The organism is Candidatus Schekmanbacteria bacterium RIFCSPLOWO2_02_FULL_38_14 (assembly GCA_001790855.1).
Taxonomy (GTDB): Bacteria; Schekmanbacteria; GWA2-38-11; order GWA2-38-11; family GWA2-38-11; genus 2-02-FULL-38-14-A.
On the sequence record MGDH01000026.1, the window covers coordinates 12535 to 39533 of the forward strand.

The 26999-nt window shown below is 32.9% G+C and carries 22 protein-coding genes; 4 read left to right on the forward strand and 18 right to left on the reverse strand.

The window, feature by feature from the left end:
- Positions 1–9: 9 nt before the first annotated feature.
- Entirely contained in the window at positions 10–1038 is a 1029-nt protein-coding gene (locus A3H37_06635; protein OGL49369.1) for a hypothetical protein, read from the forward strand.
- Positions 1039–1408: 370 nt separating this feature from the next.
- Positions 1409–1648 (forward strand): hypothetical protein, encoded by a 240-nt coding sequence (locus tag A3H37_06640; protein ID OGL49338.1) that lies wholly within the window; start codon positions 1409–1411, stop codon positions 1646–1648.
- On the opposite strand, the gene A3H37_06645 is transcribed toward A3H37_06640, so the two are convergent.
- The 14 genes from A3H37_06645 to A3H37_06710 form a co-directional block, all read right to left on the reverse strand.
- Positions 1608–2834 carry a hypothetical protein gene (locus A3H37_06645; GenBank protein ID OGL49339.1) on the reverse strand — a complete coding sequence of 409 codons (1227 nt, stop codon included), beginning with the start codon at positions 2832–2834 and terminating at the stop codon, positions 1608–1610. The two genes, A3H37_06640 and A3H37_06645, sit on opposite strands and share 41 nt — an antisense overlap.
- 28 nt (positions 2835–2862) lie before the next feature.
- The gene (locus tag A3H37_06650) at positions 2863–4353 is read right to left on the reverse strand and encodes a hypothetical protein (protein ID OGL49340.1); all 1491 of its coding nucleotides are present in this window, start codon (positions 4351–4353) and stop codon (positions 2863–2865) included.
- A 255-nt stretch (positions 4354–4608) separates the two neighbouring features.
- Positions 4609–6690, reverse strand: coding sequence for a hypothetical protein (locus A3H37_06655; protein ID OGL49341.1), 2082 nt, complete (start codon positions 6688–6690; stop codon positions 4609–4611).
- A gap of 284 nt (positions 6691–6974) precedes the next feature.
- Positions 6975–8531 (reverse strand): hypothetical protein, encoded by a 1557-nt coding sequence (locus A3H37_06660; protein OGL49342.1) that lies wholly within the window; start codon positions 8529–8531, stop codon positions 6975–6977.
- A 42-nt stretch (positions 8532–8573) separates the two neighbouring features.
- Positions 8574–9815, reverse strand: a complete 1242-nt coding sequence (locus A3H37_06665; GenBank protein OGL49343.1) for a hypothetical protein — start codon at positions 9813–9815, stop codon at positions 8574–8576.
- A complete protein-coding gene (locus tag A3H37_06670) occupies positions 9808–11004 on the reverse strand; it encodes a hypothetical protein (protein OGL49344.1) in 1197 nt (398 codons plus the stop codon). Before A3H37_06670 ends, A3H37_06665 begins: the two co-directional genes overlap by 8 nt.
- Positions 11005–11009: 5 nt before the next feature.
- A complete protein-coding gene (locus A3H37_06675) occupies positions 11010–12152 on the reverse strand; it encodes a hypothetical protein (GenBank protein OGL49345.1) in 1143 nt (380 codons plus the stop codon).
- 21 nt (positions 12153–12173) lie between these two features.
- A complete protein-coding gene (locus A3H37_06680) occupies positions 12174–13175 on the reverse strand; it encodes a hypothetical protein (GenBank protein ID OGL49346.1) in 1002 nt (333 codons plus the stop codon).
- Positions 13175–14152, reverse strand: coding sequence for a hypothetical protein (locus A3H37_06685; GenBank protein ID OGL49347.1), 978 nt, complete (start codon positions 14150–14152; stop codon positions 13175–13177). Before A3H37_06685 ends, A3H37_06680 begins: the two co-directional genes overlap by 1 nt.
- 19 nt (positions 14153–14171) lie before the next feature.
- Entirely contained in the window at positions 14172–15527 is a 1356-nt protein-coding gene (locus tag A3H37_06690) for a hypothetical protein (protein ID OGL49348.1), read from the reverse strand.
- Positions 15528–17006 (reverse strand): hypothetical protein, encoded by a 1479-nt coding sequence (locus tag A3H37_06695; protein ID OGL49349.1) that lies wholly within the window; start codon positions 17004–17006, stop codon positions 15528–15530.
- A 75-nt stretch (positions 17007–17081) separates the two neighbouring features.
- The gene (locus A3H37_06700) at positions 17082–19172 is read right to left on the reverse strand and encodes a hypothetical protein (GenBank protein ID OGL49350.1); all 2091 of its coding nucleotides are present in this window, start codon (positions 19170–19172) and stop codon (positions 17082–17084) included.
- 81 nt (positions 19173–19253) lie between these two features.
- Complete coding sequence (locus tag A3H37_06705) at positions 19254–20282, reverse strand: hypothetical protein (protein OGL49351.1); 1029 nt, start codon at positions 20280–20282, stop codon at positions 19254–19256.
- Between the two features lie 154 nt (positions 20283–20436).
- The gene (locus A3H37_06710) at positions 20437–21801 is read right to left on the reverse strand and encodes a hypothetical protein (GenBank protein OGL49352.1); all 1365 of its coding nucleotides are present in this window, start codon (positions 21799–21801) and stop codon (positions 20437–20439) included.
- 377 nt (positions 21802–22178) lie between these two features.
- Between A3H37_06710 and A3H37_06715 the strand changes: the two genes are divergently transcribed.
- Positions 22179–22391, forward strand: a complete 213-nt coding sequence (locus A3H37_06715) for a hypothetical protein (GenBank protein ID OGL49353.1) — start codon at positions 22179–22181, stop codon at positions 22389–22391.
- Positions 22363–22581 (forward strand): hypothetical protein, encoded by a 219-nt coding sequence (locus tag A3H37_06720; GenBank protein OGL49354.1) that lies wholly within the window; start codon positions 22363–22365, stop codon positions 22579–22581. Before A3H37_06715 ends, A3H37_06720 begins: the two co-directional genes overlap by 29 nt.
- A gap of 86 nt (positions 22582–22667) precedes the next feature.
- Here A3H37_06720 and A3H37_06725 read toward each other — a convergent pair whose 3' ends face one another.
- The 4 genes from A3H37_06725 to A3H37_06740 are packed head-to-tail and all read right to left on the reverse strand — an operon-like array spanning position 22668 to position 26971.
- The gene (locus A3H37_06725; GenBank protein OGL49355.1) at positions 22668–23078 is read right to left on the reverse strand and encodes an ATP synthase F1 subunit epsilon; all 411 of its coding nucleotides are present in this window, start codon (positions 23076–23078) and stop codon (positions 22668–22670) included.
- A gap of 5 nt (positions 23079–23083) precedes the next feature.
- Positions 23084–24505: a F0F1 ATP synthase subunit beta gene (locus A3H37_06730; GenBank protein OGL49356.1), complete on the reverse strand. Its 1422-nt coding sequence runs from the start codon at positions 24503–24505 to the stop codon at positions 23084–23086.
- A gap of 45 nt (positions 24506–24550) precedes the next feature.
- A complete protein-coding gene (locus A3H37_06735) occupies positions 24551–25411 on the reverse strand; it encodes an ATP synthase F1 subunit gamma (GenBank protein ID OGL49357.1) in 861 nt (286 codons plus the stop codon).
- A 42-nt stretch (positions 25412–25453) separates the two neighbouring features.
- Positions 25454–26971, reverse strand: coding sequence for a F0F1 ATP synthase subunit alpha (locus tag A3H37_06740; protein ID OGL49358.1), 1518 nt, complete (start codon positions 26969–26971; stop codon positions 25454–25456).
- Positions 26972–26999 lie beyond the last annotated feature (28 nt).

A 26999-nucleotide genomic window follows, 5' to 3' on the forward strand; every position in this document is an offset into this window, starting at 1 on the left:
AAAATGCCTCTGACTGTTGGTATTTCTTTTGACCTTAAAAAAAATTACCCGAATGAAATGAAGTATTCTGTTGATGCCGACTGCGAGCTTGACTCTATGGATACAATTGATGCAATAGCCTCAGCTTTGGAAAGAAACGGTAACAGAGTCATTAAGCTTGGCAATGCAAGGGAACTAATTAAATCTATAGAAAAAGCCAAACCTGACATAGTTTTTAACATATCAGAAGGCATATCAGGAAGAAGCAGGGAAGCCCATGTTCCTGCAATTCTTGAAGCATACCAGATTCCGTATACAGGCTCTGATCCCCTTACCCTTTCTCTTTGTCTTGACAAATCAATGGCAAAGAAAGTTATAGGCTACAGCAATATCCCTACTCCTGATTTCAGAAAGATTGAAGAAGCCGAAGAAATTCAGAAACTTTATGAGATGGAAATAGATTTTCCTATTTTCATAAAACCCTGTTATGAAGGTTCAAGCAAGGGAATACGTCTTGATTCAAAAATTAAAAATATCTCAACCCTTAAGAAAAAAACCTTTAAACTTCTCGCGACATACCGCCAGCCTGTTTTGATTGAAGAATATCTTCCGGGCTCGGAATACACTGTTGGAATTCTCGGGACAAAAGAACCTGAAGTTCTCGGAATAATGGAAGTAAAAAGTGTTGCCCAATCTGAAAAAGAGTTGATTTATTCTTATGAGGTAAAAAAAGACTGGGAGAATTGCGTCCAGTACCTCTGTCCCCCTCCTATTTCTCCACAGCTTGAATCAGCAATAAAAAAAGTTGCCATTGATTCATTTAAAGCGCTTGAGTGTAGGGATGTGGCAAGAGTTGATATAAGACTTGACAAAGATGGAACTCCTAATTTTCTTGAAATCAATCCCTTGCCGGGGCTAATGCCCGGTTACAGCGACCTTTATATTATGGCAAAATCTGTAGGGATGGAATATGATGTCTTAATAAACAAGATACTGTTTTCAGCTATTGAGCGTTACCCCCACCTCAGGATAAACCACTGCAAAAGTCTAATGGCATGAATCCCTTAATCCTGGCAATGATTTCCACCATTTCATCCCTGCTAATCCTGTTCCCACCCTTTAGGCAAAGTTTTCTGCGGCTATACTATTCGTAGTCTTCTGATAGCTCTGAGACTCTGTCTTCTATTGCCTTTAAAATCGCCGCCACTTTATGTCCTTTTTTGTCAGTCACATATCTTTCTGCTTTGATTTGCCTATCATTACATTCCTCCTTCTTAATAAATATAAAAAATTTTCATTCAACTTTTTTCATCAAACTTTTTCAGAGACCATCCAAAAACTTATTGACACTGAAATCTAAACTCATATAGTTATAACAAAATTATCCTAATCTAAACAAGAATCTAATCCCTTAAGAACCGAACCGACTATGGCAAACAGAAAAAAGGGAACAGCGGACTGTCCCTTTTCCCCAATTTTTGTTCAATTTATTGGGGCATTCTATTATTCTTCAGGAAACTGGAACAGTCTTCCAAAGCCTGTTACTTTTGCAAGAGAGAGATTATGGGACTGGAAAGATTCACAAATTTTAAGATGTATTAAATCTGGATTTACAATTCCCTGGATAATTAAATATAACCTGCAGTCACTTTCTGATAAAGATTATTAATTCTTTGGTAATGAAAATCTACATTATATAACTTTTCTACTTTTTCTCTTCCATTTTTACCCATTTCTTTTATCTTAGTGCGGTTACTTAATAAATATAAAATTTTATTCCTCAAGTCCTCTTCATTAGCAGATTCAAAAAGTAATCCATCAAAACCCTCACTAATCAGTTCAGGGATTCCACCTATATTTGCCCCTATTACCGGTTTGCCTATCGAAAATGATTCCAAAACAGTCATAGGGCAGTTTTCATAACACTCTGACGGAACAATTGTAAACATAGCATTCTTTATCAAGTTACTGAGTTCGCTACCTGATTTATACCCAGTAAAAATTACATTTGTAAGACTATTTTTCTCTGCATATTTTTCAAGTTCATTCTTAAGCACTCCATCACCTACTATAAGAAGCTTGGTTTTCCAACTTCTTTCCATTGCTTTAAGTAATGTTCTTACCCCTTTCTCTTCAGAAAGCCGCCCAAAATAAATAAAATAATCCTCAAAGTCATAATTTGGTGCAAATGATTCTACTGGAACAAAGTTTGGTATATGTATCAATTTTTCAGGATTAACCCCAAATTCTTCTAATTTGTTCTTCATAAAAAGACTTGGAGTAATAAATACATCCACATTATCATATATCCTAATAATTTTATGGAAGTACATCTCTATTGCTATTAAAATACTTCCTGATAAAGAATTTTTTATGCATTTATTGAGAATTGCTTCATAAAATTTATTTTTTTTACATTTCTCGCAAGGCTTATTATGAGCATAAAAAAGATAGCTCGGACAGATTAATTTAAAGTCATGAAGTGTTTGTACAATCGGAATTCCTCTTTTTTTCAATACAGGCAAAATTGACGGAGATATCTGATGAGCAATATTATGGACGTGAGCTATATCCGGCTTAAAATCATCTATAAGTCTTGAAATATTTTTTCTAGCCTCAAAAGAATACATAACTCGTCCAACAGATTTTATCTTTGTTAAATATTCTAACTTTTTCTGGAAATCTATGTTGCTTACAAAGTATCTAGAATATTCTGTTGGATAATTTTTATCATTTTCCATTGCAAATGGAATAATATTGACCCCATTCCTTTCCAATATCTTGTTTAATTCAAATATATATCTTTCACAGCCACCCCGCATAAAATAAAATTTATTAATTACCAACAAATTCATACTTAAATATTTTTCAATTTAAAATTTATCAAAACTTTTTGTTCTTCCCATATTCAATCTTATAGATTATGTAATTGCCCTCTTGTCTAATAAACTCTAGTTTTAATTTCAACCTGGTTTCTATATAATTTTTCCAATAAAAAGGAAATTTTCTAGCCAAATATCCATTAATTGCATAAATAAAATATTTAGGTCTCTGTTCCTCTAAATATTGAATCAGACCGTCATCTTTAAGAGAATAATATCTGCCGGTCACACCAATTCCTGGAAAAGGCAAACCTACTAAAAGTCCAGCCTTGTCAATATTGAGCCCTGCTAATATCGCAATATTGCTATTCCACCAATTATCATTATCCAGAAAAACTTTCTCTCTTGTTTTCATATTTTTCTTTATCCATACTGCTACTTTTCTTGCATCATTAGGAACTTTTGGAATCAAAAGGTCACTTCTATAAACATAGAAATAGGAATAAGTAATCAGAATACTGATGACCAGTGAAGCAGTAAAATATGTTTTTATTCTTGGATTTAAATTTCTACAAATTTCTTCGAAGCCTATAGTTAAATAAGGAAGCAGCAATATGCTTATTGTAAGCACATATCTTTCTCTAGGTGCGGCATTTGTTCCATAAATTGTGGTAAAAACTAAAAACAAAAATATCGTAAAAAAGAAAATATTTAAAGAGAACATTCTTTTTCTTAATGATAATATCATCCCATAGAATGAAATTATTCCAGCAACAGGAGAAAGTACTTTTAAAATCAGATAAGGATATATAGTAAGTTTTGTAAAAATATTCCATTCTTGTAGATTTGTATCAGACACATTAATTGTTGCAAGCGGCAATAAATCTCCGACTTTTATATAATTGCTTAAGATCCAGAATAATGGAAATATAACTGAAATTGCAAAAAATATTAGTGCAGGTTTTATTTTTTTCTCTTTGAATAAATATAGCGGGATTAAAGGGACAAAAAGCCAAGCTTCAATCCTTAACATGCTTGCTAATGTTAGAAAAACAGACAAAATAATCAATATTTTTAAATTGTTTTGTTTTTCCTTCAAAAAACTGAAGAAAAAATATATTGAGCAGATTAGAAAAAATACAAATGGTACTTCGCTTAACGTCTGAGTGCTATATAATATATGAAAATTAAATAATGCTAAAAATAAAGTTGATAACAATGCATTTTTCTTATTAAAAAGAAGCTCAACTAAAGAATAGAAGGGGAAAATTGTAATAGTTCCAAGTATCAAACTTAAAAGCCTTGGCGATAAACTTGGTTCGTTCCATATATATAGCATCCCTCCTATCAAATAAGTATGCAATGGCAACCAATATCCGTATGTTATGATATGCGGGCCTTTTATTTCTAACCATCTCTGTCCTTCTAAAACTCTCCCAGCAGGATCTCCAGACCCATCGTCCGTGATAAATAAAAAAAATAGCCTTACAAATAAAGCTAAGAGGAATAAATAAATTAAGTTTTTTTTATTCTTCAAACCGCGGTCACTCAATTATATAATCCTTCAAACTCATTCCATCGAATCTGAAATAACTCTTTAATCATTAATAAAGAATGTTTTACAGGATGAACCAGACTCCCCGGTGAGCTAATCCACTGGATCGGTATGTCCTTTATTCTTTAAAAGATAAATCAAACATTCCAAATTCCAATCAACTCCGTTTTTTCATATTACATAAACTTTTTTATCAATTTTCATCAAGGACTAAAAATAGAAAAATTCCATAAAATAAAAGTTATTATAAAGTTAATAGCAAACTTTTGCCCTTTCAACCTTAAAAAAAAGAATTAGAACAAGGCATACTAATAAACTAATAATACTGATAAGTATGGAGAAAATATTTATTGATTTATAAACTAATTTTAACTCATGATGTCCCTTATTTTTAATTCTGATTTTCATTAGGCCAAATTCATCATCTTCAAGTTTTGTAGGAACCCCATCCATGTATGCTTTCCAGTAGGGATGATTTTGTATTTTAATGCGCATGATAATGTCTGTTTCAAAAGTTGTGATGTTTACCGAAATATTTTGAGGAGCTAATTTTCCAAATGAGGCAATACCCTTCCCCTGAATAAATTCTATCCACATTGGGTTAAAATTTTTCAGTTTGAATACGGTAATAAATCCTATATCCGCGCTTTTTTCAAACTGAGCAAAGTTATCAAGCAATTTTTTCAGGTTGTTTTCTACTACTGCCATATAACCGGTATTAAAAAGATACATTCTTTTTATTAGAATTTCTTCTCTTAAATTATTTGTCCTCATTCCAAAAATCTTTTTATTCTCAGTATCAACAAGTTTCCCTATCCGTTGTTGAAAACCGTACCATGCACCAATATGATTAACCCCTGAGAAATTCTGGGTTAATGATAAGATATGGCTATTATTGAGTATCTCATTTTTTGAATTTCCTTTTGTTCGTTGAATCCATATTCGCATTTTGGATCCATCGATATTTCTTCCAGTCCAATCCCAGAATCTTTTAATATCATCAAATTCTCTTAAATTTTCTGAAGTCAGGAAAAATTGATTCTCTTTGAAATGTGCTGAAAGCGCCAATAACCCAGCAATAAATAAAGTAGCCATGACAAACAGCGTAATCTTCATTATTTCTTTTTTTAATTCTAAAAGATATTTGATGCCGAACGATGCAAAATAGAGAAGACCAAAATGGGAAAAAAGTATAAAATGGGAATTTTCAATCCCAGCGGAAAAAGGCATATTGTTAAGAAAAGGAACAACCCGCCATATATCAGATGCAACTATTAGCATGACACCTATAAAAACACCACAAGAAATGGAGATTTTTCTATAAACGGATCCCTTATTAAAAAGCATATTTCGTATTCCTAAAATTGCCACAATATTAAAAAATAACATTGCAATATTGATCCAGATATTATTTAAAATACCATTACAAAATTCTCTTATGTTACCTTTCACGAGTTGGTTTTTAATGCTGATAGTTTTGGGAATATTAAGGAGATCTTTTGAAAAGTAATAAATTGAGCTTACAGGTTTTATTTGGTCTACTCCGATTGCCCGATTTGCTGGTGCCGATTTGCTGGTGTCGATAATCGGGAATAAGTAAAATAATGATACTGCTGCTGAAAGTATGCCTATTGCAAAAAGCATAAAGAAAATGTGTAAAATATTTCTTCGATCAATTATTAATGACACAGCAAAATATATGATAGCAAAAATACATTCAGCTATGGCAACGTATTGATGTGACATAAATGTTAGACTTAACAATATAGCGGCGCAAGGAACGTATTTAATTGATATTGAGTCAAAAAGCCTAATTATTGTAAGTATAAATAGAGGTAAAAAACCGAGAGAAAAGTAATTGTTCCACATTCCCTCAAGAATCTTTTCAATATTATTAATATGGAGGATAAAAAATAGTGCAGAAAAAGTGGCAGGCAATTTGCCACAAATTTTTGAGAAGAGTAAAAATAACGTACATGCTGGAAAGATAATGGAAACAAGCATCATCAACTTGTAAGCCGTTATAACTTGAATTCCCAAAAATATGTTCATTCCCGCGATTAACAGTTTACCCAATATATAGTGATATAAAAGAATCGGGAAACCAGCAAAATCAGCCGGACACCAGCCGTTAATCCAGTGATATTTTGGTAAAAGATTTTCTATCAGGTATAAAGTTTCAGCAAGATGTACTGGATTATCAACGAGAACCGGAAATCCTTTTTCAAAAAGTGGACGAAATAAAATAATAGCTGAGAATATTATAATTACATAATTGATCTTACTCCAAAAATATGAACACACAGAATTAAACAGCATTAAAATCCCCTTCATAAGTTAATCTTTCAAAGTTTTCTGGGGACATATACCCTAAAAGACGAATCTCTTCGTTTTCTATTGTAAAATATTTCAATATAAAATTAAACACAAGAAGGATTTCACTTCGGTTTTTATTTAATACAATACTTTAAACTCGTTCCATAGAATCTAAAATAATTATCTATCTTTTCAGAATTCTTTTTTCGTCGTGATGAGCAAATATGACTACAGATAGATTCAATATCTGTTTTCTGCAGAGACTTTTTATAAAAGATAAATTCAAAATCAAAAACCTTAAATCATTCAAGAGGAATAAGCTCTTTTTTCTCTTCAACTTTACTTGCTTCTTTCTTAATAAGACTTATTTTATAAATTATACTTGCAAAAAACCATAAAATATACTGCATAAAAAGAACTTCAAAAGTCCTTTCTCCAAAACTTGCTGCAACAATTATTATAAAAACTCCTAACATCCCTGCAGCAATACCTTTCCAGAAAGGATCATCAAGCGATTTAATCCCATTTTTAATAATCTGATATATTTTAAAAATAATAAATCCGAATGCTAATAATCCTAAAAATCCAAATTCTCCAGCAAGCACAGCCAAATCTGGTGGATAAACTAATTTAGCATCTATTTTTTTACCACCCCACAATGATTGCATGTTATATCTTAAAAACAAAGGGACTTCAAAATAGATTCCTGTATTACTTAAATACATACCAGGTCCCACACCTACTAAATAGCCTAATGGCACTTCACTCACAGCTTCCCATGTCATTGTATACAAGCGTCCCCTACCCCCTCTCCATTGAGTTTTTGTATCTTCCATGAAAAACTGTTCATATAGCCATGAAGGGTCTAAATCCTCAAGTTTTTCTCCATAATATAAGTCTTTTATGCCGCTAAAATAGAAAAACATGATTACAATTAGCAGAACTATAAAATAAACAAAATATGCCTTTATAAAGTCTATAAATTTTTTGATATCTTGGTTTACAATAAATAAAGAGGCTATTGGAAATAAATACAAAGCTGATCTTCCAGAAGCTGTAAAAAAAGATATCATGCACCAGAAAAAAAGAAATATATATCTTAAATTTTTCTTTTCATTAAACTTAATAAGTCCCAAAGCTAAACACATCATCATAGCCTCATAAAGAGCTAAATAATTAGTTCCTCCACCAAGAGTCCCTATAGTCGCATCCCCTCCTGCTGATTCAATTGAACCAACATCAAATAAAAAAATATAAAGAGAAAAAGGGGTCTGAATCATTGCTGTGATCAGATATAATACCACCATTTGTTTCAAAAATTTCTCCTCAAGATCAAGCTGTACAATGGCATAATAAAACAATCCAAATTGTAAAAAAGTTCTCCATCCTGCAAGACCGATTATAGGAGGTGCGAGATTCCAGACAGCAGAAAACAAAGAAATTAAAGAAAATATTATTATTGGCAAATCCAAAGGTGTTTTTCTATAAGGTTCCCTGAAAAAAACTTTTCTTGATAGCCATCGAGCAGTTAATATTACCAATAAATATGTATCCGAGTATTTCATAGATTCTGGTAATATTTCAAATATTTCATATCCACCTATTTCTCCAATCAGCAGATTTCTCAAAGGCACCCAAAGTGTAATCAAAACAATGCAAATTTTTGGATTATAGAAAAGATAAATTAATACTGTTATTGTCGGGATAGTAATAAACATTATATCTATGGAAGTTGGACTTGAAACTGTCATCCTATATATAAAAACTAAAAGTGCAGCTATTGTTATTAAAAGTCCATTCCCATAAAATATTTTTTTCCTAATATCTCTTAATAATATATTTAAATCTGGTCTATTCATTGTGTATAACTACAAATTATATTTTGAATATTATAATAGTTTTTATTCACTGATCAAACTTGAATAAACATCTTGAATCTTACTTTTAACTGATGTTAAGTGGTAATGTTGATAAAATAGCTTTCTTGCATTTTCAGAAAGCTTTTTTCTTTTTAAAGGGTTTCTAAGAAGCTCAATTACATTATTTGCAAAGTCTGCAGGATCATCTGCCACTATAATATTTTCCCCATTCTCAAATTCTAATCCTTGTACACCAACAGAAGTTGTAACTATTGCTTTAGCGCAAGCCATGGCTTCTATAATCTTAGTTTTTATCCCTGTTCCTATTCTTAATGGAGCCACATATACCTCACTCATTTTTATAAAATCCTTAACATCAGTAACTGAACCAGTAACTATGATATTTCCTCTTGATGCTAAACTTTTTATTTCATTTTGGGGGTTTTCTCCAACAATATATAATTTAACTTCTGGAACTTCTTTTTCTATCGACGGCAAAACATCATTGCAAAAATATAACATCGCATCTACATTAAAGTAAGCCATCATACTACCAACAAAAATCAAAGTATTATTTTCTATTTCTTTTTCATTTTCATCCCAAACAGGATAATTGAAGCCTAGAGGTAGAATTTTAGCAGAGTTTAGGCCTGGAATATACTTCTTGAAAATCTCAGCATCATGCTTACTTATAAAAAGAACGTGATCAAAAGACTTAATTATTTTTAACTCATATCGTTTGATGCTCAAATATTCAATGAATCCGACTATCTTAGATTTTAATCCTTTCTGAAACTTAACATTCTGCTCCGCTGTAATGAAAAACGCATCGTGAACTATCAATGATGACAAACTTTTTTTAATATACTTTCTGTATTTTCCAGCAAACCAGTATTCTATCTGTACCAAATCAAACTCTTCCTCTTTTAATTTTCTTTTTATAACTTTCTCAATAGATTTTGAGGTATTATCTGTAACCTCTCTTGGAATTAAACAGAAAAACAGCAGGAATTCTCTTTTTAATCTATTAAAAGTTTTCATCAAAAGCCCATTTAGGGCAGGGAAATCTACCAATATTGTTTTTACTCCAAATCTGTTCAATCCCTCTATTGCTTCTGAACCCTCGGAACGACTATGAGAAATTAATGTAACATCATGTTTTTCTGCTACTGACTTGATAAGATTATAGCTAACGTGATCTGTTCCAGCAGTGAGAGGAAAAGGTAGTCTCATTTTTATCCATAGGATTTTCATTTTTGGAGAGAAATTAAAATTATTATTCAAAAAGATTGAGATAGTGCTTTCTAAAAATCAGATCCCAGTTAAAGAATTTTTCCACTCTTTCTCTTGCTTTTTTCCCCATGTAATTGCGTATTTCTCTTTCTGATATCAGTATCCTTAACTTTCTTGCCAACTCTTTTGAATTACCTGGTTCAAAGAGAAATCCAGTAACTCCATCCTCAACAATTCCTTGAAGTCCTCCTATTCTTGACGCAATGACAGGAACCCCGCAAGACATAGCTTCAACAGCTGTAATCCCAAAAGGTTCAGGCCAAATTGAAGGAACTACACATATATCGCCTTCCTGATAAAATCTCGGTAGATCCTCCTGTTCAATCCAATTATTTACATTAATAAATTCACCAAGCTTTGGAATATTGTCACAAGACCAAGTTATATCAATTTTAAAATTCAAACCATAATCTTTTAAAATATAACAGGCTTCCTTAAGGATATGTAATCCCTTTGCAGGGTCATCGCTTCTTCCTGACATAAAAATCCTGACTTTTTTTTCTTCTTTCTTATAGTTTGAATTATTCGGGGTAAATCTGCTTATATCAACCCCCCCTGGAATAACCATTATGTTCTTATTAAAACCTACCAAAGACTTTTTGATCTCTTCGTTATACACAATTATTCCCCTAGCACTCTTATAGCATTTCTCTAGAGATGTAAGATAAGAGGGGAAAAAACCTAAAGAACCTAAGTATTCGTGCCGCCTATCATTATTATTCAAAGTTAAATTGCATATTGTGCATTTTAAAAAAAAATTTCTCATGGTATTATTACACAGACAACCACTCCGAAAATAATTTTGATTAAAGCACCAAACTGAGGCAGAATAGAACCTCAAAATCACTGGATAATCCTTTAACTCATTTATTATATAAGGTTTTAAAACTCCACCTTCTCCAAATATTATATAATCTGGATTTATTTTTTCGATAACACTTCTTATCCTTTTAGAAACATTATAAAAATTGAAAGTAAAACTATTGAATGGAATTTTTATTACCTCAAATGGCATATCTCCACGAATCTTGCCTCTAGGAAAGAATTTCTGATACTCAGGAACTATTAAGTAGACATCATGAAATTCAGATAAATTGGTCAATAATTCCTTCTCCTCAACCCAGGCTCCTCCGAGTGGAGGCCAGTGGAATGTCAGACATACAAAAGCTATCTTTGCCATTTTCCTTAATTTTTTACATTTAAAAAAACATTTTCAATTCTACTTGCAACTTTTTCTGAAGAAAAATTCTCCACAACATATTCTCTTGCCATTTTTCCCATTGTATTTCTCATATCTATGTTATTTAATAGCATATCAATTTCCTCTGAAAGCTCTACTGGGTCTTCATGGTTAACCAGAATTCCATTTTCAAAATGCTTAACAACATAAGAAATACCTCCAATTTTTGAAGCAATCACAGGAGTTCCACAGGCAAACGCTTCAATAATAACAATTCCGAATTCCTCACTAATAGAAGGGCAAATAAATATCGCTGCCTTCTGATAAAGATCTATTAATTCCTTTTCATCGACTACGCTGAGATATGTTATTTTGTGGAAACCTTTTTTATTTATTCCTTCAAAGTGTTTCTGAATATTATTAAAATATTTAGAATCCCTAATTGGACCTGCCATAACAAGTTCAACTTTGTTTTTTAAATACCAGAGAGAATCAAGGAGTATGTGTATCCCCTTCCTTTCTTCAAATGCTCCGATAAAAAGAATAATGTTATCCTTTTTCTTTTCCAGAGCAGTGGTATATTTTTCAACGTCAACACTATAAGGAATATTTTTTATTTTAGATTCATCGACTCCTAATTCCTTTAATATTCGAGCCGTGTTCTGATTTGACGCAAAATACAGACTACACGATTTGGTTAAAATAAATCTTGGTATTGGGCTATTTTGATATAGATTAAATCTTTCAGCCAATGTAGCACAAACAAATATTTTTGGTTTTTTTGTGAAGAAAAAAAACAAAGGAAATGTTAAGTCATTTACATCAAAAAATTGGATTATATCATAATCTTTTAATACTTTTCTTAAACCCCATTTTAAAAAAAATATACTGTTAAATATGCGAGGGAATAAACGGTTTAGATACTTTATTCTAACAAATGGTTTACATGCAGGCCATCTTATAATCTTTGATTGTCCATTATCACTAATCTCTTTTTTCCATAAAGGCTCACCCCTTTCACTTACATTTACTGTCAAAATATCAACCTGATGTCTTTTTTTGATTAATTTTTGAGAAAACTCTTTCATTACAGTCCTTGTGCCACCTGTAAAGAAATAATAATGTGATACTGCCATTAAAATCTTCATAAGTTGGATTATCCTTTGAAATTAACCGGTTAATCTCATAACTTTATAGCATTCCTCAATCATTTTTATTCCCTGAGCAGCTTTTCCCCCATCAACTAAAGGGCTCTTTTTTTCATAAATACACTCTAAAAAATGCTTGAACTGATCAAAATGTGTATTATTTATTGCGGTTTTAATTAGGATGGAGTTTCTAGTTTTTTTACAAGATTTGATATCTTCACTAAAAATCTCTAAAAAGCTTATATTATCTATATGAAATTTTCCCCATCCCCTCTCTCCTTTTATCTCACAAATATTATTCAATTCTTTTATTCTGCTTGTCTCTATAATCCCTATTCCGCCATTCTCAAATTCTACCTTAACTTTTGCATAATCTTCCATACCAGTTTTAAGAATATCCTTACCTTCTGCTCCTTTTACTTTATAACCTTTTTTTGAAAGCCATATTAAAAGGTCAATTAAATGGATCCCCTGATCAATCAAAACTCCACCACCAGAAAGAATTTTATTAAAACCAAACTTAGACTGTGATGGCCAAGATGTATGCTTGTGCCCTAATACCAGTTTAAGTTCCTTTATTTCTCCAAAGTAACCTTCGTTAATAAATTCATTCAAAAGTTTTGCATTTGAAGCAAAACGTCTATTATGTCCAATCATAAGGATTTTTTTACTTTTCTGCTGGGAATCAATCATTTTTTTACATTTATCAAAACTCACCTCCATTGGTTTTTCGCATAAAACATGGATACCATTCTCCAGAAGGGCACAGCTTATTTCTGAGTGAAGTGAATTCGGAGTTGCAACAATAACTAAATCTACATTTCCAAAAAGATCAGCATAATTATCAGAGAAATTTGAGATAAGAAATCTGCGTGCTGTCTCTTTAGCCCACTCAAGTTTAGAGTCAACTACAAATGTCAAATCAACCTCTGGAACTCTTCTAATAGCAGGAATATGGGAAAGTTTTGCAATAAGCCCACATCCAACAACGCCTACTTTAAGTTTTCTAACTCTTTCTTCCATTACCTTGCCATCTGTTTTTTAATATAGTTAGGTATACGGGATATGGTATGAATAATTCCAAAGCAAAGAAGATTAAAGGAAAGCTTTTTCAGAAAGTTTGTGATTGCAACAGAACTTCTAGTAATCCAGATTTTAAGCCTTATACCTATATAAAGTTTTTTTGGTATAAATTTAAAACTGAGTTTTAAATCTTCACCAATTATTTTTATATTTTCATAATCATATTTATCTTTTTTGAATGCATGTTTAAGATAAGGAACTTCTTTTGGGTTAAATCCCATAATTTTCGCGCATGTAGTATCCACAGCAATGGATTTTTCCCCAATTACCATTATTCCGGTTTCTAATGGTTCTCCATCCACCGGACCGCTTCCCTCAAGTGCTATTCTTCCATCTACAATACAAAGATTGGGCTGGATAAATCTGTCAAGAGCATAAAGCACCTCATCTAAATAAGGATGGTATCTCTCCTTTAATCTATCAGGAATACAACCAAACTGATTTTTAAAAACACATGTAATCTTTTGGTAGTCATGAGTTTTGAGATTTGCAATAGAAACGAAAAAATATTCTTTCAGAAAAATTTTTGGAAGATTTAATTCATAGGGAAGATCTGAAATAATTGTAGAAACATACTCTTCTTTTGTAAGATTTATAAGCTTTACACCCCACTTGTTCTGAAGTTCATAGTATCCGAGTTTTTTAAACACTTCTTCACTAGTTCTGTCAAAACTATCAGATTCTATAACAATGATTTCAGAATTTATTTTTTTTGATTTAAAATATTTTATCAACCCTTCCACTATCTTAATATCAGAAATTATACCTGATTCATATGCGGCTATTGTGCATAAGTTTGGTTTTATGATTATCTTCCCTTTTACTTCTTTAAATACACCATCAGCATATAGAGACTCTAACACATCTTCAAACTCTTCTCCTGTCCTGCTAATTTTTTTCACTATTACTTTATCCACATTACTCTCTTTTAAAACCCTATTTTGTATTATCAATGACTATACTTATCCGGTCTTTCTTCATCGCCTCGTTAATCTCTCTAATCTTCTTCTCAACCAGTTCCTCCTGAGGACTTAATTTTCTAATTTCTTCCCATTCGGCTAAAGCTTCTTTATACAATCCATATAAATAATAATTTTCTGCAAGTGTAAACCTATATTTTAGATCATGAGGGCTATAGATTACTGCCTTTTTAAAACAGTCAATCATCTTATCAGGATTAGAGTTCATGCTTTTATAACATAACCCCTTTAAAAAATATGCTCTTGATTCTGTAGAATTTATTTTCAAAACAGAATCTGCTTCCTCCAGAGATTTTTCATAATACTTCATTCTATTAAAATAGATTTCTGATAATGCCAAATGATACTCAATTAATGATTTACTGTTGAATTTATTACTACATAGTTTTATTGCTTTCCTAATATTAACAATCCCATCTTCTAATTCATTCTTTTTTAAATAAATCCCTCCTAAATAAAAATAAATATCGGAATTTTCTGGAATCTCTTTCAAACCACTCAACATTACTTGAAGAGCCTCATCAAACATACCTTTTCCCTCATAAGCAAAAGAGAGAGATTGATAGGGAATTGTATTTTTAGGATTCAGCAAAATTGCTTTTTTATATACCACAATTGCTTCATCCCACATCTCTTTTTTCAATAAAAAATTTCCAAGCGTCAAAAAGGCGTGCTGCTGCTCTGGCGTTACATTTGTTAAGGTTTGATAGTCCCTTGTTAAATCCCATACTAAATTTAAACTCTCAGGTAAAAATTGGGGGCTAAGCGTATTAGCTTCCTTTAAAATTCTGGAACCATCTTTATAATTCTTTATTTTGAAAAAATAACGGCCTACATCAAATTGTTGATAAGCATTTTTAGGGTCTAGCAAAGCTGCTTTTTTAAGTTCAGAAAAAGCTTCCCTATTCATCTTTAAATTTGCATACATTATTCCCAGTTTAAGGTGACTTTCCCCTGAAAGAGGGTTGCTTAAAATAGCTTTTTTATAAAATTCTATTGCTTTTAAAGAATCCTTCTCCGAGCTGTTCTTTATCCCACTATTTTTTTCAACACTATAATTCCATCTTTCTGCATAACTATCAGCTAGAAGCAAATTAAGCCTTACGTCATCACGAGCAATAATCCTCGGTCCGCTTACATTATCATCAAGCAATTTGTATTTTATTAGATCTTCATAACTAATATTTGAAATTTTTACATATAAAAAATTGGAATATATTATGCTAAAAATTAAAATTAACCACACAACAAAAAACGGAAAAGATGTGACTAGTAAGAAAAACCGGTATTTTGGGCTAATCAAAGCTTCCATTTATCTCTTATCTCTCATTACTGGAACGGATTTATTTAGAAATGAAACTAACAGACCGAGAACTACAGATACTAAAAACGGATTGGCATCAGTTCTCAGATTAAAATCTACAAACGAATGGATAATTATTGATAAAATAGAAGTATAACCTCCCAGAAAAATCCATATCTGTGAATCATTTTTATAAAGCAACACTTTTTTAAAAGCAAATATACTTAAATAAACTACTCCCAAAAGTATAATTGTAAAACCAATTACTCCTGTGTCAGAAAGCAGCTCAAGCCAATCGTTATGAGCATGATTCACCCACGCTTGATTGCTTCTTAGAGAATATAAGGGAAAAACATATTCAAAGCATCCAAATCCTGTACCCATTGCTGGATAATCCATAAATATATTATATGTACTGCTCCAAATTGAAAATCTTCCTTCCTCTAATTCTTCTTTTATACTGACATTAAAATATCTATCAAAAACCGGAACAAAACCTATCCAACACCCAAGAATTAATGTGATTGTTGTAACAAGAATTAATATCCATAAATGTCCTTTTAAAGTGCCTCTAAAAATAATAAGCATAAACATAAAAAGGGATGAAAGAAAAAAACTTAAAATTCCTCCACGTGATTTTGTGAAAATTAAAGAAACTATCATTATTACTATGGCAAAGATTATTATAATCTTTTTCTCAAAGTCTTTTTCAGAAGACATAATAAAATTTTTTATTATGAAAGAATCTGTTCTTCTTTTTCCCCTTTTTCTTTTTGCTCTGTCAAATTCATAACTTTTATTATTATTTCCTTTTTCTGAAATATAAATTAGATACCCCATGGAAATAAAAATACACATTTTGATGTAGGCTGAAAAGTGATCTGCGCTCGGAAAAGTACTTATCAACCTATCTGTTGCATGAAACATTTTGCTAAACTTAAAAATCATTTTTTCACCGCTTACATACTGAATAATCCCATAAAAAGCTTCTATGGAACCAACTATAATTATGCTTAAAATTAATCTATTTTTTCGCCCCCTGCCATTAAAATTATTTGCTACTAGAAAATAAACCATTGCGTAAGTTAAAAGTTTTACAAGCTCTCCCTTTGTTGCCCATGGATTTAGGGAAATTGTCTTAAAATTAAATGTTCCGAAAATGCCAGACGTATAAAAGTCCAGTATTCTTTTTGTATTTGGAGAAATAATATTAATTAAAAAATCAGGAAATGGTATTAACTGAAAAGCTACTAAACATATAAAAGAAACTATAACTAAATTTATAGGATTATCAACCATAAAGACTTTTCCCTGTAGATATATCTTTAAAAACCATATAAAAGCCACAAGGAAAACTCCTATCTCCATTACTGCTTCTGACCAAACCTCAACAGTGCTGAAGGCAATAGGGGTAAAAAAAATTAAACATATGATACCCCATTCAATTGATGAATCCAAAAAACTCAAAACCTTTTTATGCTCAGCCATATATTTTTATAACTAATAGATTTTTAATATTATGCAGGGTGGAACTAAGGAAAATATTTTAAAGAAGAGAAATGCTTACTGACTTTCTAAATCTTCTGCCCTGTTATAATAGCTATAATAATATTCAGTGTAATAGTAATTTGAATCCTGTTTGCTGACATCATTAAGAATTACTCCCAGTCGCTTTACTTCTAACTCTTGAAATTTTTTAGCATTCTTTATCACTACATCCTTACCTGTCACCCCACTCCTTATAACAAAACATACTACATCAGAATACCTAGCAATAATTGAAGGATCCGTCACCGGTAAAATAGGCGGAGAATCTAAAAGAATAAAATCATAATTATTACGAAATATATTTATTAGTTCCCTCATCCTTAATGACATTAAAAGCTCGGAAGGATTTTTGGGTAATGGTCCACTTGTCAGCACAGACAGATAAGGGATCTTTGTTTTTATGATAACAGATAAAGGGTCAATACTATCAGTAAGAATTGTGCTAAACCCAAATCTATTTTCAATTTTGAAAATTTCATGAATTCTTGATTTTCTTAAATCTGCATCAATCAGAAGAACCCTCTTTTCGCTATGTGCCATTGTAATGGCAAGGTTTACAGAAGTTATTGTCTTTCCTTCTTCGGGTGTAGAACTTGTAACCATCATAACTTTTGGAGGGTGATCAGATGAAAAAAGCAGATTCGTTCTTATAGCCCTATAGCATTCAGCAACAGTTGATTTAGGATGTGTAAAGCTTACTAACTCTGGATTACTTCTTTTTTCCCGTCTTTTTATATATGCACTAAAGCTTGGAACAAAACCTAACAGTGGAATATTTATATAATGCTCAATATCCTCAATCGACCTTATTGTCGTATCTAAATATTCCAAGAAAAATGCTAACCCGCATCCCAGAATCAGACCAACTAGAGTACCCAATAGTATGTTTCTTGGCTTATTAGGGGCAACTGGTACCTTTGGTACTGTTGCTTTATCAACTAGAGTAATATTACTAAACCTCATGCTTCCAGTCACATTTATTTCACCTGCCCTTTTTAAAAGATAGTCATAAAGGTTCCGGTTTATCTCTACTTCCCTGTCGAGAATATTGTACTGAATAGACCTCTCAAGCAGGCTTATCGCTTCTTCATTTAATTCGTCACGTCTCTCATTCAATATACCTTCTTTGCTCTTTGTTAATTCATAATCATTTTGAATGCTTTCAATTATAGTTCTGATTTCATTCTTAATATTTTCCTGCAAGGCAGTTAACTCTTCTTTTGCTCTAACAACCCTTGGATGTTTTGGCATATAAGTCTTTTCCAGTTTGGCTATTTCTTCTTTTATTGCATAAGTCTTTTGTCGCATTCCAGGCAAATTGGTTTGTTTCATAAATCCAGGCAAAGTGGTTTCGTCAATATCTATGCCCTTTTCAGTCATAGATTTTATCTGGGATAGTGATATCTCTAATTCGACCTTTTTTGACTTCAACTGGTTACGCTCCACATTAACAAGAGTCAATTCATCCATAACCGAACCCTGCCTATCTTCAATTTTTGGAGAAATAATCTTCTTATTCTCTCTGTATTTTTGAAGGTCAAATTCTGCTTTTTTCATTTTTAGGATTACTGAAGTAATCTGATCATCAAGCCAACCAGATGCTGTCTTATAGTCGTTGACTTTACTTTCCAAACTCTTTTCCATGTAAACCTCAGAAATTGTATTAACTAAACTAGTAATCTCATTTGGGTCAGAGCCTTCTACTTCCAAATTCACAAGGTTTGTGCCTTTAATTGGATTAACTTTAATTCTTTCCCTTATCTCGTCCGCCAACGATAATTTTTCATCTTCTGTAAAATTTTTTCCTGGAAATAATATGTTTATAACTTCTAATGCTGCCGATCTGCTTTTGATTATTTTGAACTGTGTCTCAAAATACTCTCTGTATCCTGAAACCTGAGATATGTCCGGAAAGGAAACTATTCTGTCAGCTGAAAACTCAATCATAATCTGACATACTGCTCTATAAATTTTAACTTGCTTAAAAGTTGCAATGGTAACTGTCAGAAGAAGAAATATAAATACCAAAACAACTGTCCACATTCTTTTTTTTAGTATATATAAGTAGTCCTTGAGATGTATTTTGACTTCGACTTTTTTTTCCATATTTTGTGTCTCTGGCATGTTTTGATTAAAACAAAAAATAATTCGGTCTTTTAGTTATGTGGATTAAAGCTTTTCGTAAGTTCATTCTGAATAAAAGAAACTGATCGAAACAAATATCATATCTCCATCTTTTATTTTTAATTCTTCTATCTGTTTTTCAATTCCTTTTGAACCTGAAATTCCTTTTTCCAAAGCCCTCCTCATTCTTTCCAAATCTACAAGGAATACCTCTTTCCCGTTATCTCTTGATAACTTAACATTATATTTATCTGCACCCTTTGTAAAGCCTCCTGCTATGACTATTGCCTGATAAAGATTTAAATCCTTTTCACTAATTGGGAAAAATCCAGGCCTTGCAACCTCACCAGAAATAAAAAATTTTGATTCAGGAACTTTTATACTATCTCCTGCAATAACCTCAATATCTTTTTCCAATTCACCTCTGTAAAGAGGAACTTTTATCTCTGAATATTCATCATCTTTTCCATGAATCTTTCTCTTTATAAGAATAAAATTTCCCGCTGTTTCTTTTTTTACACCTCCAGCTTCTGAAAGTATTTCAAACAAACTCCTTGACTCCCTTAGGTAATATTGCCCAGGCTTTCCTACTTCTCCTACTATAAATACTTTGTTGCTTTTATATTCTTTAACAGAAACATCCACCTGAGGGTCATAAATTAGCTCTTTTCCCAAAAGCTCTGTAAGAATTTCATCTATTTGTCTAAGGGTTTTTCCAGACACATAAACTCTCCCGATAAAAGGGTAAGAAATAGTCCCATCTTCTTCAACTTTTTCATCTTTAGCAAGGTCAGGATTATCCCATACAGTTATTATCAGCGTGTCATCTGGTCCAACGATATATTCACTTTGACTTGGTTCAATTTTTCCACTCGCCCATGGTGTGCCATTGCTTAAAATATCGGTTTTATCAATGAGAATATCTTGGGCTTTTTCAGTTGTTATCTCTGTTAGCTTCTTTTCTCTTATCTCCTTATTCGTTGGATATCTTTTTATTATAATCTTGGAACCTCTCCAGAAATAACAGCCCGAAAGAAAGATAATAGAAATAATTATTAGAGCTATCTCTTTTCTAAAAATATATTTTTTCATATATCTTCTCTTCAAATATTTTTAAAGTAACTTGTTTAACATATCATTTATATCAAATAATTATTAATAAATCAGCTTCATTGTCAAGAACGATTCTTTTAGAAATTTTATTTAAGAGTCTATAAATCAATAGGCATCTGATAAATTTTTTGTTTTAATATGATATATTCATCCTCAGAGAAATTATATTTTTTGTATAGTCTCCAAAGGTGCTGTTTCTTTCTTGGTGGTTAAAAGAGATTTCTGTTGTTGCATGCTTGAATATCTTAAAAGATATATCGCCTCCTGCAGTCCATCTTTTTTCCCTATTATTCCTTCTGACAAATTGCTCATTTGCACCCTCTTTAAACTCATTATCCTTATAAGAAACATTAAAATTCAAAACCATCTTCTCGAAAAACTTTTGGTCTATATTAATATAAATGTCATTATAAATAGTATCCCTTCCAGATTTTAGTGATGAATTACTGGAAGTTCTCCTGGCTGATAAAGTAACATCTGTTCTGTCAGTAATAGAACTTTTCAAATCAAAAAAGAACGAAAGACTTCTGTTTTTTGAAGAATTAAACTCTTCAGAAGTTTCTGATATCTGGGCTGCTGTTTTAGATAAAGATGTTTCAGTTATAGACTTAGACACTGAAAAATTCATAGAAGTTTTGTCAGTAATTTTTATATCAACTGTTGACCCCCAAGAAAGTGTATCGCTTTCAGACATAGGAATAAGTTTCTCACTCAACCCTTCCCTTATAGAATTACCTAAACCAAGCCTTCCGCTCAAAGATAAAATATTTTTAAAGCGGTGAAAAAACCCAAAATCATATTGCAAGGACTTATTATCCCTTGAAGGATCATTTTCATACTTATCAGTCTGGTAACTATAGTTTAGCATCAGACTATCTCTTGATAATATGTTCAAAACAATTAATCCCCTGAAGTTATCCACCTTGTGGTTGTTTCTATCCAGGGTAAAAATCAGGTTCTTCTCCTTATCTTTGAACTTATAAAAATCAGTTCTGTAATTTCCCTCTAATTTTATAATATCGCCAATATTAGTCCCTAAAGTAAACCTTGCATGGTTTTCTAAACGGTCTGAGTTTTTATTAGATTCAGTCTCAGTTAAAAAGGGGCTAAATTCAGTGCCTGTAAAAGAATCATACACTTTTAGATAACTTCTCCAAGGAAGGCGTATTTCCATAGTTGTTGAATAAAAAGTATCTTGAAATCTTGTTTTTTTTTCAGTTGCTTCAGAAAAGTATCTCACAGGAGATATAACTTCTATACTAAATTTATTTTCTCCTTTTTCAAAAATCAGTTCCATTGATGGCCCAACATTAAGATAATAAGCACTTTCTTTATTTTTTTCTTGAGATTGGTAATTATCATTATAAGTCCAGTCAAGTGAAACTGCTGGTTTTAAAATAGCAGGACCAAGATGGATTCCTTCAGTAGCAGCTGTAGAAATATATACAGGAATTAGAAGTAAAACAATATATATTATTATTAATTTTATAAAAAACATTATAAATTTGCTTTTTCAAACTATACATACCCCATAAAATCTAATCTCTTTGCAGTTGTCAAGATTTAATAGGGAAGATTTAAATAGAACCTTAATCGGAATGAAAAGATGCTTAAGTTAATGATAGATAGATATTTTTAACAAGGATTGAAACCTTTTTAAAAATATTGTCCACCAACAATGTTGGTTCACTTAAGGTGTGAGGCCTCAGCCCCCACGCCCCACCACTGACAATGTCAGTGGTTTTGTGAGATAAATAAATAAAAATGGCATAAGTTTTGCATTCAAATTCTTGAAGTATAATTTTATTTTTATGCCTTGACAATTTCAGATAATGTTCTAAGATTTAAACAAATTTATTCAAGGAGGAGTTTTAGATGGGAAAATATAAATTTTGTCTTAGTATTGTGATCGTTTGTGTTTCAATATTTTTCCTGACAAATATAACTTATGCTGCAACTCATGCCATTGAAGGGAAAGTATTTGAGGATAAAAACTGTAATGGACAACGAAATGGAGGAGATGGTTCGATTGCAGGTGTCACAATAACCCGCGATCCAGGTGCAATTACTACATCAAACAGCTGTTGATGGAACCTATTCTTTTTCTGGACTTGCAGCAGGAACTTATACAGTTAAAGAAACTGACCCAGCTGGATATTGCAGCACAACACCAAATAAAATAACCATTACGATTAAAAACAAAAAAGTAACAAACCAAGACTTTGGAGACAGCAAGAATACTATAAGTCCACCTGCTCTCTGCTGTCCTTCAGAATAAAATAAAGATAATTTTAATCAGAAAAATAAAAAACCCATTCCAAGACAAAATCGGAATGGGTTTTTTATTGTCACTTAACTAAAGTTTTATTCTTTCCTAGCAACAACCTGAATCCTTGCTAAAGCCCTTGCCAAAGCTATCTCTGCCCTTTCAACATTTATATCAGCAGTTCTGGTTTTTAATCGCTCTTCGGCTCGCTTAAAGGCATTTTGAGCCCTTGCCAAGTCTATCTCTTCAGACCGTTCAGCTGTATTAGCCAATATAATTACTTTTTCTGGTCTTACTTCTGCATATCCCCAGCTTATAGAAAGGTACTTCCTGTTACCGGATACAGATTTATATGAAATTTCTCCGGGATTAAGGGTTGCTAAAAAAGATGTGTGCCCTGGTAATACTCCGAATTCGCCACCAAAACCGGGCGCAGTTATATCCTCAGCTTTTTCGCTTACTAACAGACGATCTGGGGTGACTATTTCAAGCAATATTGCTTTTCCCAAGAGAACTACTCCTTCTTCATTTTTTCTGCTTTTTCAAGAGCCTCTTCTATTCCACCAACCATATAAAAAGCCTGTTCTGGAATATTATCATGCTTCCCTTCTACTATTTCCTTAAACCCTCTTATTGTATCCTTTAATTTCACATATCTCCCTGGAATTCCTGTAAACTGCTCAGCTACGAAAAATGGTTGAGATAAGAACCTTTGAATTTTTCTTGCCCTTGTAACAGTAAGTTTGTCCTCTTCAGAAAGTTCATCCATTCCAAGTATTGCTATGATATCCTGAAGTTCCTTATACTTTTGTAAAATCCTCTGCACTGAGCGCGCGACAAGATAATGTTCTTCGCCTAATATTCGCGGGTCTAATATTCTTGATGTAGAATCAAGGGGGTCTACTGCTGGATATATACCAAGCTCTGCTATCTGTCTTGAAAGAACTGTTGTAGCATCAAGATGGGCAAATGCTGTTGCAGGTGCCGGGTCTGTCAGATCATCTGCAGGAACATAAATTGCCTGAACTGAAGTTATTGAGCCCTTTTTTGTAGAAGTAATTCTTTCCTGTAAATCTCCCATCTCTGTAGCAAGGGTTGGCTGGTAACCAACGGCAGAAGGCATTCTTCCAAGCAAAGCAGAAACCTCAGAGCCTGCCTGCGTAAATCTGAATATGTTATCAACAAACAAAAGCACATCCTGACCCTCAACATCTCTGAAATATTCAGCAATAGTCAGTCCGGTTAATCCCACACGCAATCTTGCTCCTGGAGGCTCTGTCATCTGTCCATAAATCAGAGCGGTTTTATCTATAACTCCTGACTCTTTCATTTCAAGCCATAAATCGTTTCCTTCTCTGGTTCTTTCTCCAACACCTGTAAAAACCGAAACTCCACCGTGCTCCATCGCGATATTTCTGATTAGCTCCATTATAAGTACTGTTTTGCCAACTCCAGCACCTCCGAAAAGACCAGTCTTGCCTCCTTTTGAATAAGGCTCCAAAAGGTCAACAACTTTCAGTCCTGTTTCAAACATCGTGGTTTCAGTGCTCTGGTCTTCAAGAGATGGAGCCGGGCGATGAATGGGATGCCTTTCAGTAAATTTTACCTCTCCCAATTTATCAACAGGCTCACCAATAACGTTCAGTATTCTTCCTAAAGTCCCTTTTCCAACAGGAACAGAAATCGGTATTCCTGTATCTATTACATCCACACCTCTTGTCAGACCTTCTGTTGGTTCCATTGCAACTGTTCGCACAACACTCTCACCAAGATGAGCAGCAACCTCTACTGTTATAAAAGCCTCTTTACCGTCAGATGATATTTTCTTTATTTTGAGTGCATTGTAAATCGCTGGAAGTTTCCCAACTTCAAACATTACGTCTACAACTGGACCTATTACCTGCACAACCTTTCCAATATTATTTTTTTCAGCCATGAATCTAATCCCTCTCTTTTAAATAAAATTTAAAACTTAATAGTATTAACTTTTAAGAGCTTCTGCGCCACCTACTACTTCCAGCAGTTCCTTTGTTATTGAAGTCTGTCTTGCTTTATTGTACTTCAAAGTTAAACTATCTATTATTTCTGATGCATTCTTTGATGCAGAATCCATTGCTGTCATTCTGGCTGCATATTCTGCAGCTGCAGATTCTAAAAGGGCATGGTATATCTGAACTTCAATATTCTTTGGCAACAATTCCTTAAAAATTTCATCCCTTGAAGGTTCGTATAAGAAGTCAACTGAATATTCACCCTCTTTAACCTCAAGAGGAACAATTGGGAGTAGTTGTTCAACAGTTATTACCTGGGATATAGCTGATTTAAAACCATTATAAACCAGCATTACCTTTTGTATCTGCTCTTCAGCATAGGTTTTTATTATTTCTCTTGAAATCTGCACAGCGTGTTCATAGCCAAGTTTTCCAAAAAAATCTACATAGACATTCCTTACAGAGATATTTCTTTTTTTAAAGAAATCTCTTCCTTTCCTTCCAATAAGTGTTAGGTTCGTATCATCCTTCCCGCTTTCACTTAAAATCCTTATTCCCTGTTTTATTATGTTATTATTGAATCCGCCGCACAATCCCTTATCTGCTGTTATGACAACCAGCTCTGTTATTCCATCATCTCCCTTCTGGAGAAGAGGATGGCTGTTTTCAGGTGCTCTTAAAGCCATACTCCCAACCACTTCCTGCATTTTCTTTGCATAAGGCCTTAAAGCAATGATTCGCTCTTGAGCTCTTCTGAGCTTTGATGCAGAAACCATTTTCATTGCTTTGGTTATCTGCTGTGTTTTCTTTATACTGTTTATTCTTCTTTTTATATCTCTTAAACTTGGCATCTTTTCATAATTTCTTATATGTAAATCTTTTATTAAGAAAAATTAGGATTTTGAAACACTAAATGACTGTTTGAATTCTTTTATTAGATTCTTCATTTTTTCTTCCATCTCTTTGCTTATCTCTTTCTTTTCCTTTATCTCTGTTAAAATATTTTTATGATTATTCTCAACAAACTGCAAAAACTCCTTTTCAAAACGCTGACATTCCTCAATAGGAATATCATCCAGCATTCCGTTTACACCTACAAAAATTATTAATATCTGTTTTTCAGTAGTCAGAGGCTGGTACTGTCCCTGCTTCAGGATTTCTACCATCCTCGCTCCCCTTGACAGCTGAGACTGGGTTGCCTTGTCAAGCTCGCTTCCAAACTGGGCAAATGCAGCCATTTCACGGTATTGCGCCAAATCAAGACGCAAACGCCCTGCAACCTGTTTCATTGCTTTTACCTGCGCACTGCCTCCAACCCTTGATACTGAAAGACCAACATTTATTGCAGGTCTTACACCTGAATAGAAAAGGTCTGATTCAAGATAAATCTGACCATCTGTAATTGAAATAACATTTGTAGGAATATAGGCTGAAACGTCTCCAGCCTGAGTTTCTATAATGGGAAGTGCTGTTAGAGAACCGCCCCCAAGCTCATCGCTTAATTTAGCAGCCCTTTCCAGCAACCTTGAGTGGAGATAAAATACATCGCCCGGATATGCTTCACGTCCCGGAGGTCTGCGAAGAAGAAGAGATAACTGCCTGTATGCTACTGCCTGTTTTGAAAGGTCATCATAGATAACCAGTGCATGGCCACCTTTATCTCTAAAATATTCTCCCATTGCACAACCGGCATAGGGGGATATATACTGCATTGGTGCAGGGTCAGATGCAGACGCTGCTACAACTATTGAATATTCCATTGCTCCGTAGTTTTCTAATGTTTTTACTACCTGCGCAATAGTTGACCTTTTCTGACCAGTTGCAACATATATGCATATAACCCCATTACCTTTCTGGTTTATGATGGTATCAAGTGCTACAGCAGTTTTACCTGTCTGCCTGTCTCCTATTATTAATTCTCTCTGTCCTCTTCCAATTGGAATCATTGAGTCTATCGCCTTAAGCCCTGTCTGCAAAGGCTCCTTAACAGGTTTTCTTTCCACAACACCAGGAGCCAGTCTTTCAAGAGGAGAAAAATTGTTTGTTTCTATAGGACCTTTCCCATCAAGTGGATGTCCAAGAGCATTAACAACCCTTCCTACGAGCTTTTCTCCAACAGGAACTTCCATAATCCTCTTTGTTCTTTTTACAGTATCACCTTCTTTAATTGCTCTACTTTCACCTATAAGAACTGCTCCGACATTGTCCTCTTCAAGGTTAAAGGCAATACCAACAACACTATGAGGAAATTCCAGAAGCTCTCCATACATTACTTTTTCCAGTCCATAAACCCTCGCAATACCATCACCAACCATGATGACAGTCCCGATTTCACTAATATCAACAGTAGGTTCAAACCCGGATATCTGTCTCTTAATAATTTCACTGATTTCTGATGTTTTTATTCCCATTTCTCTTATTATTCCTCCCTAATTTTTT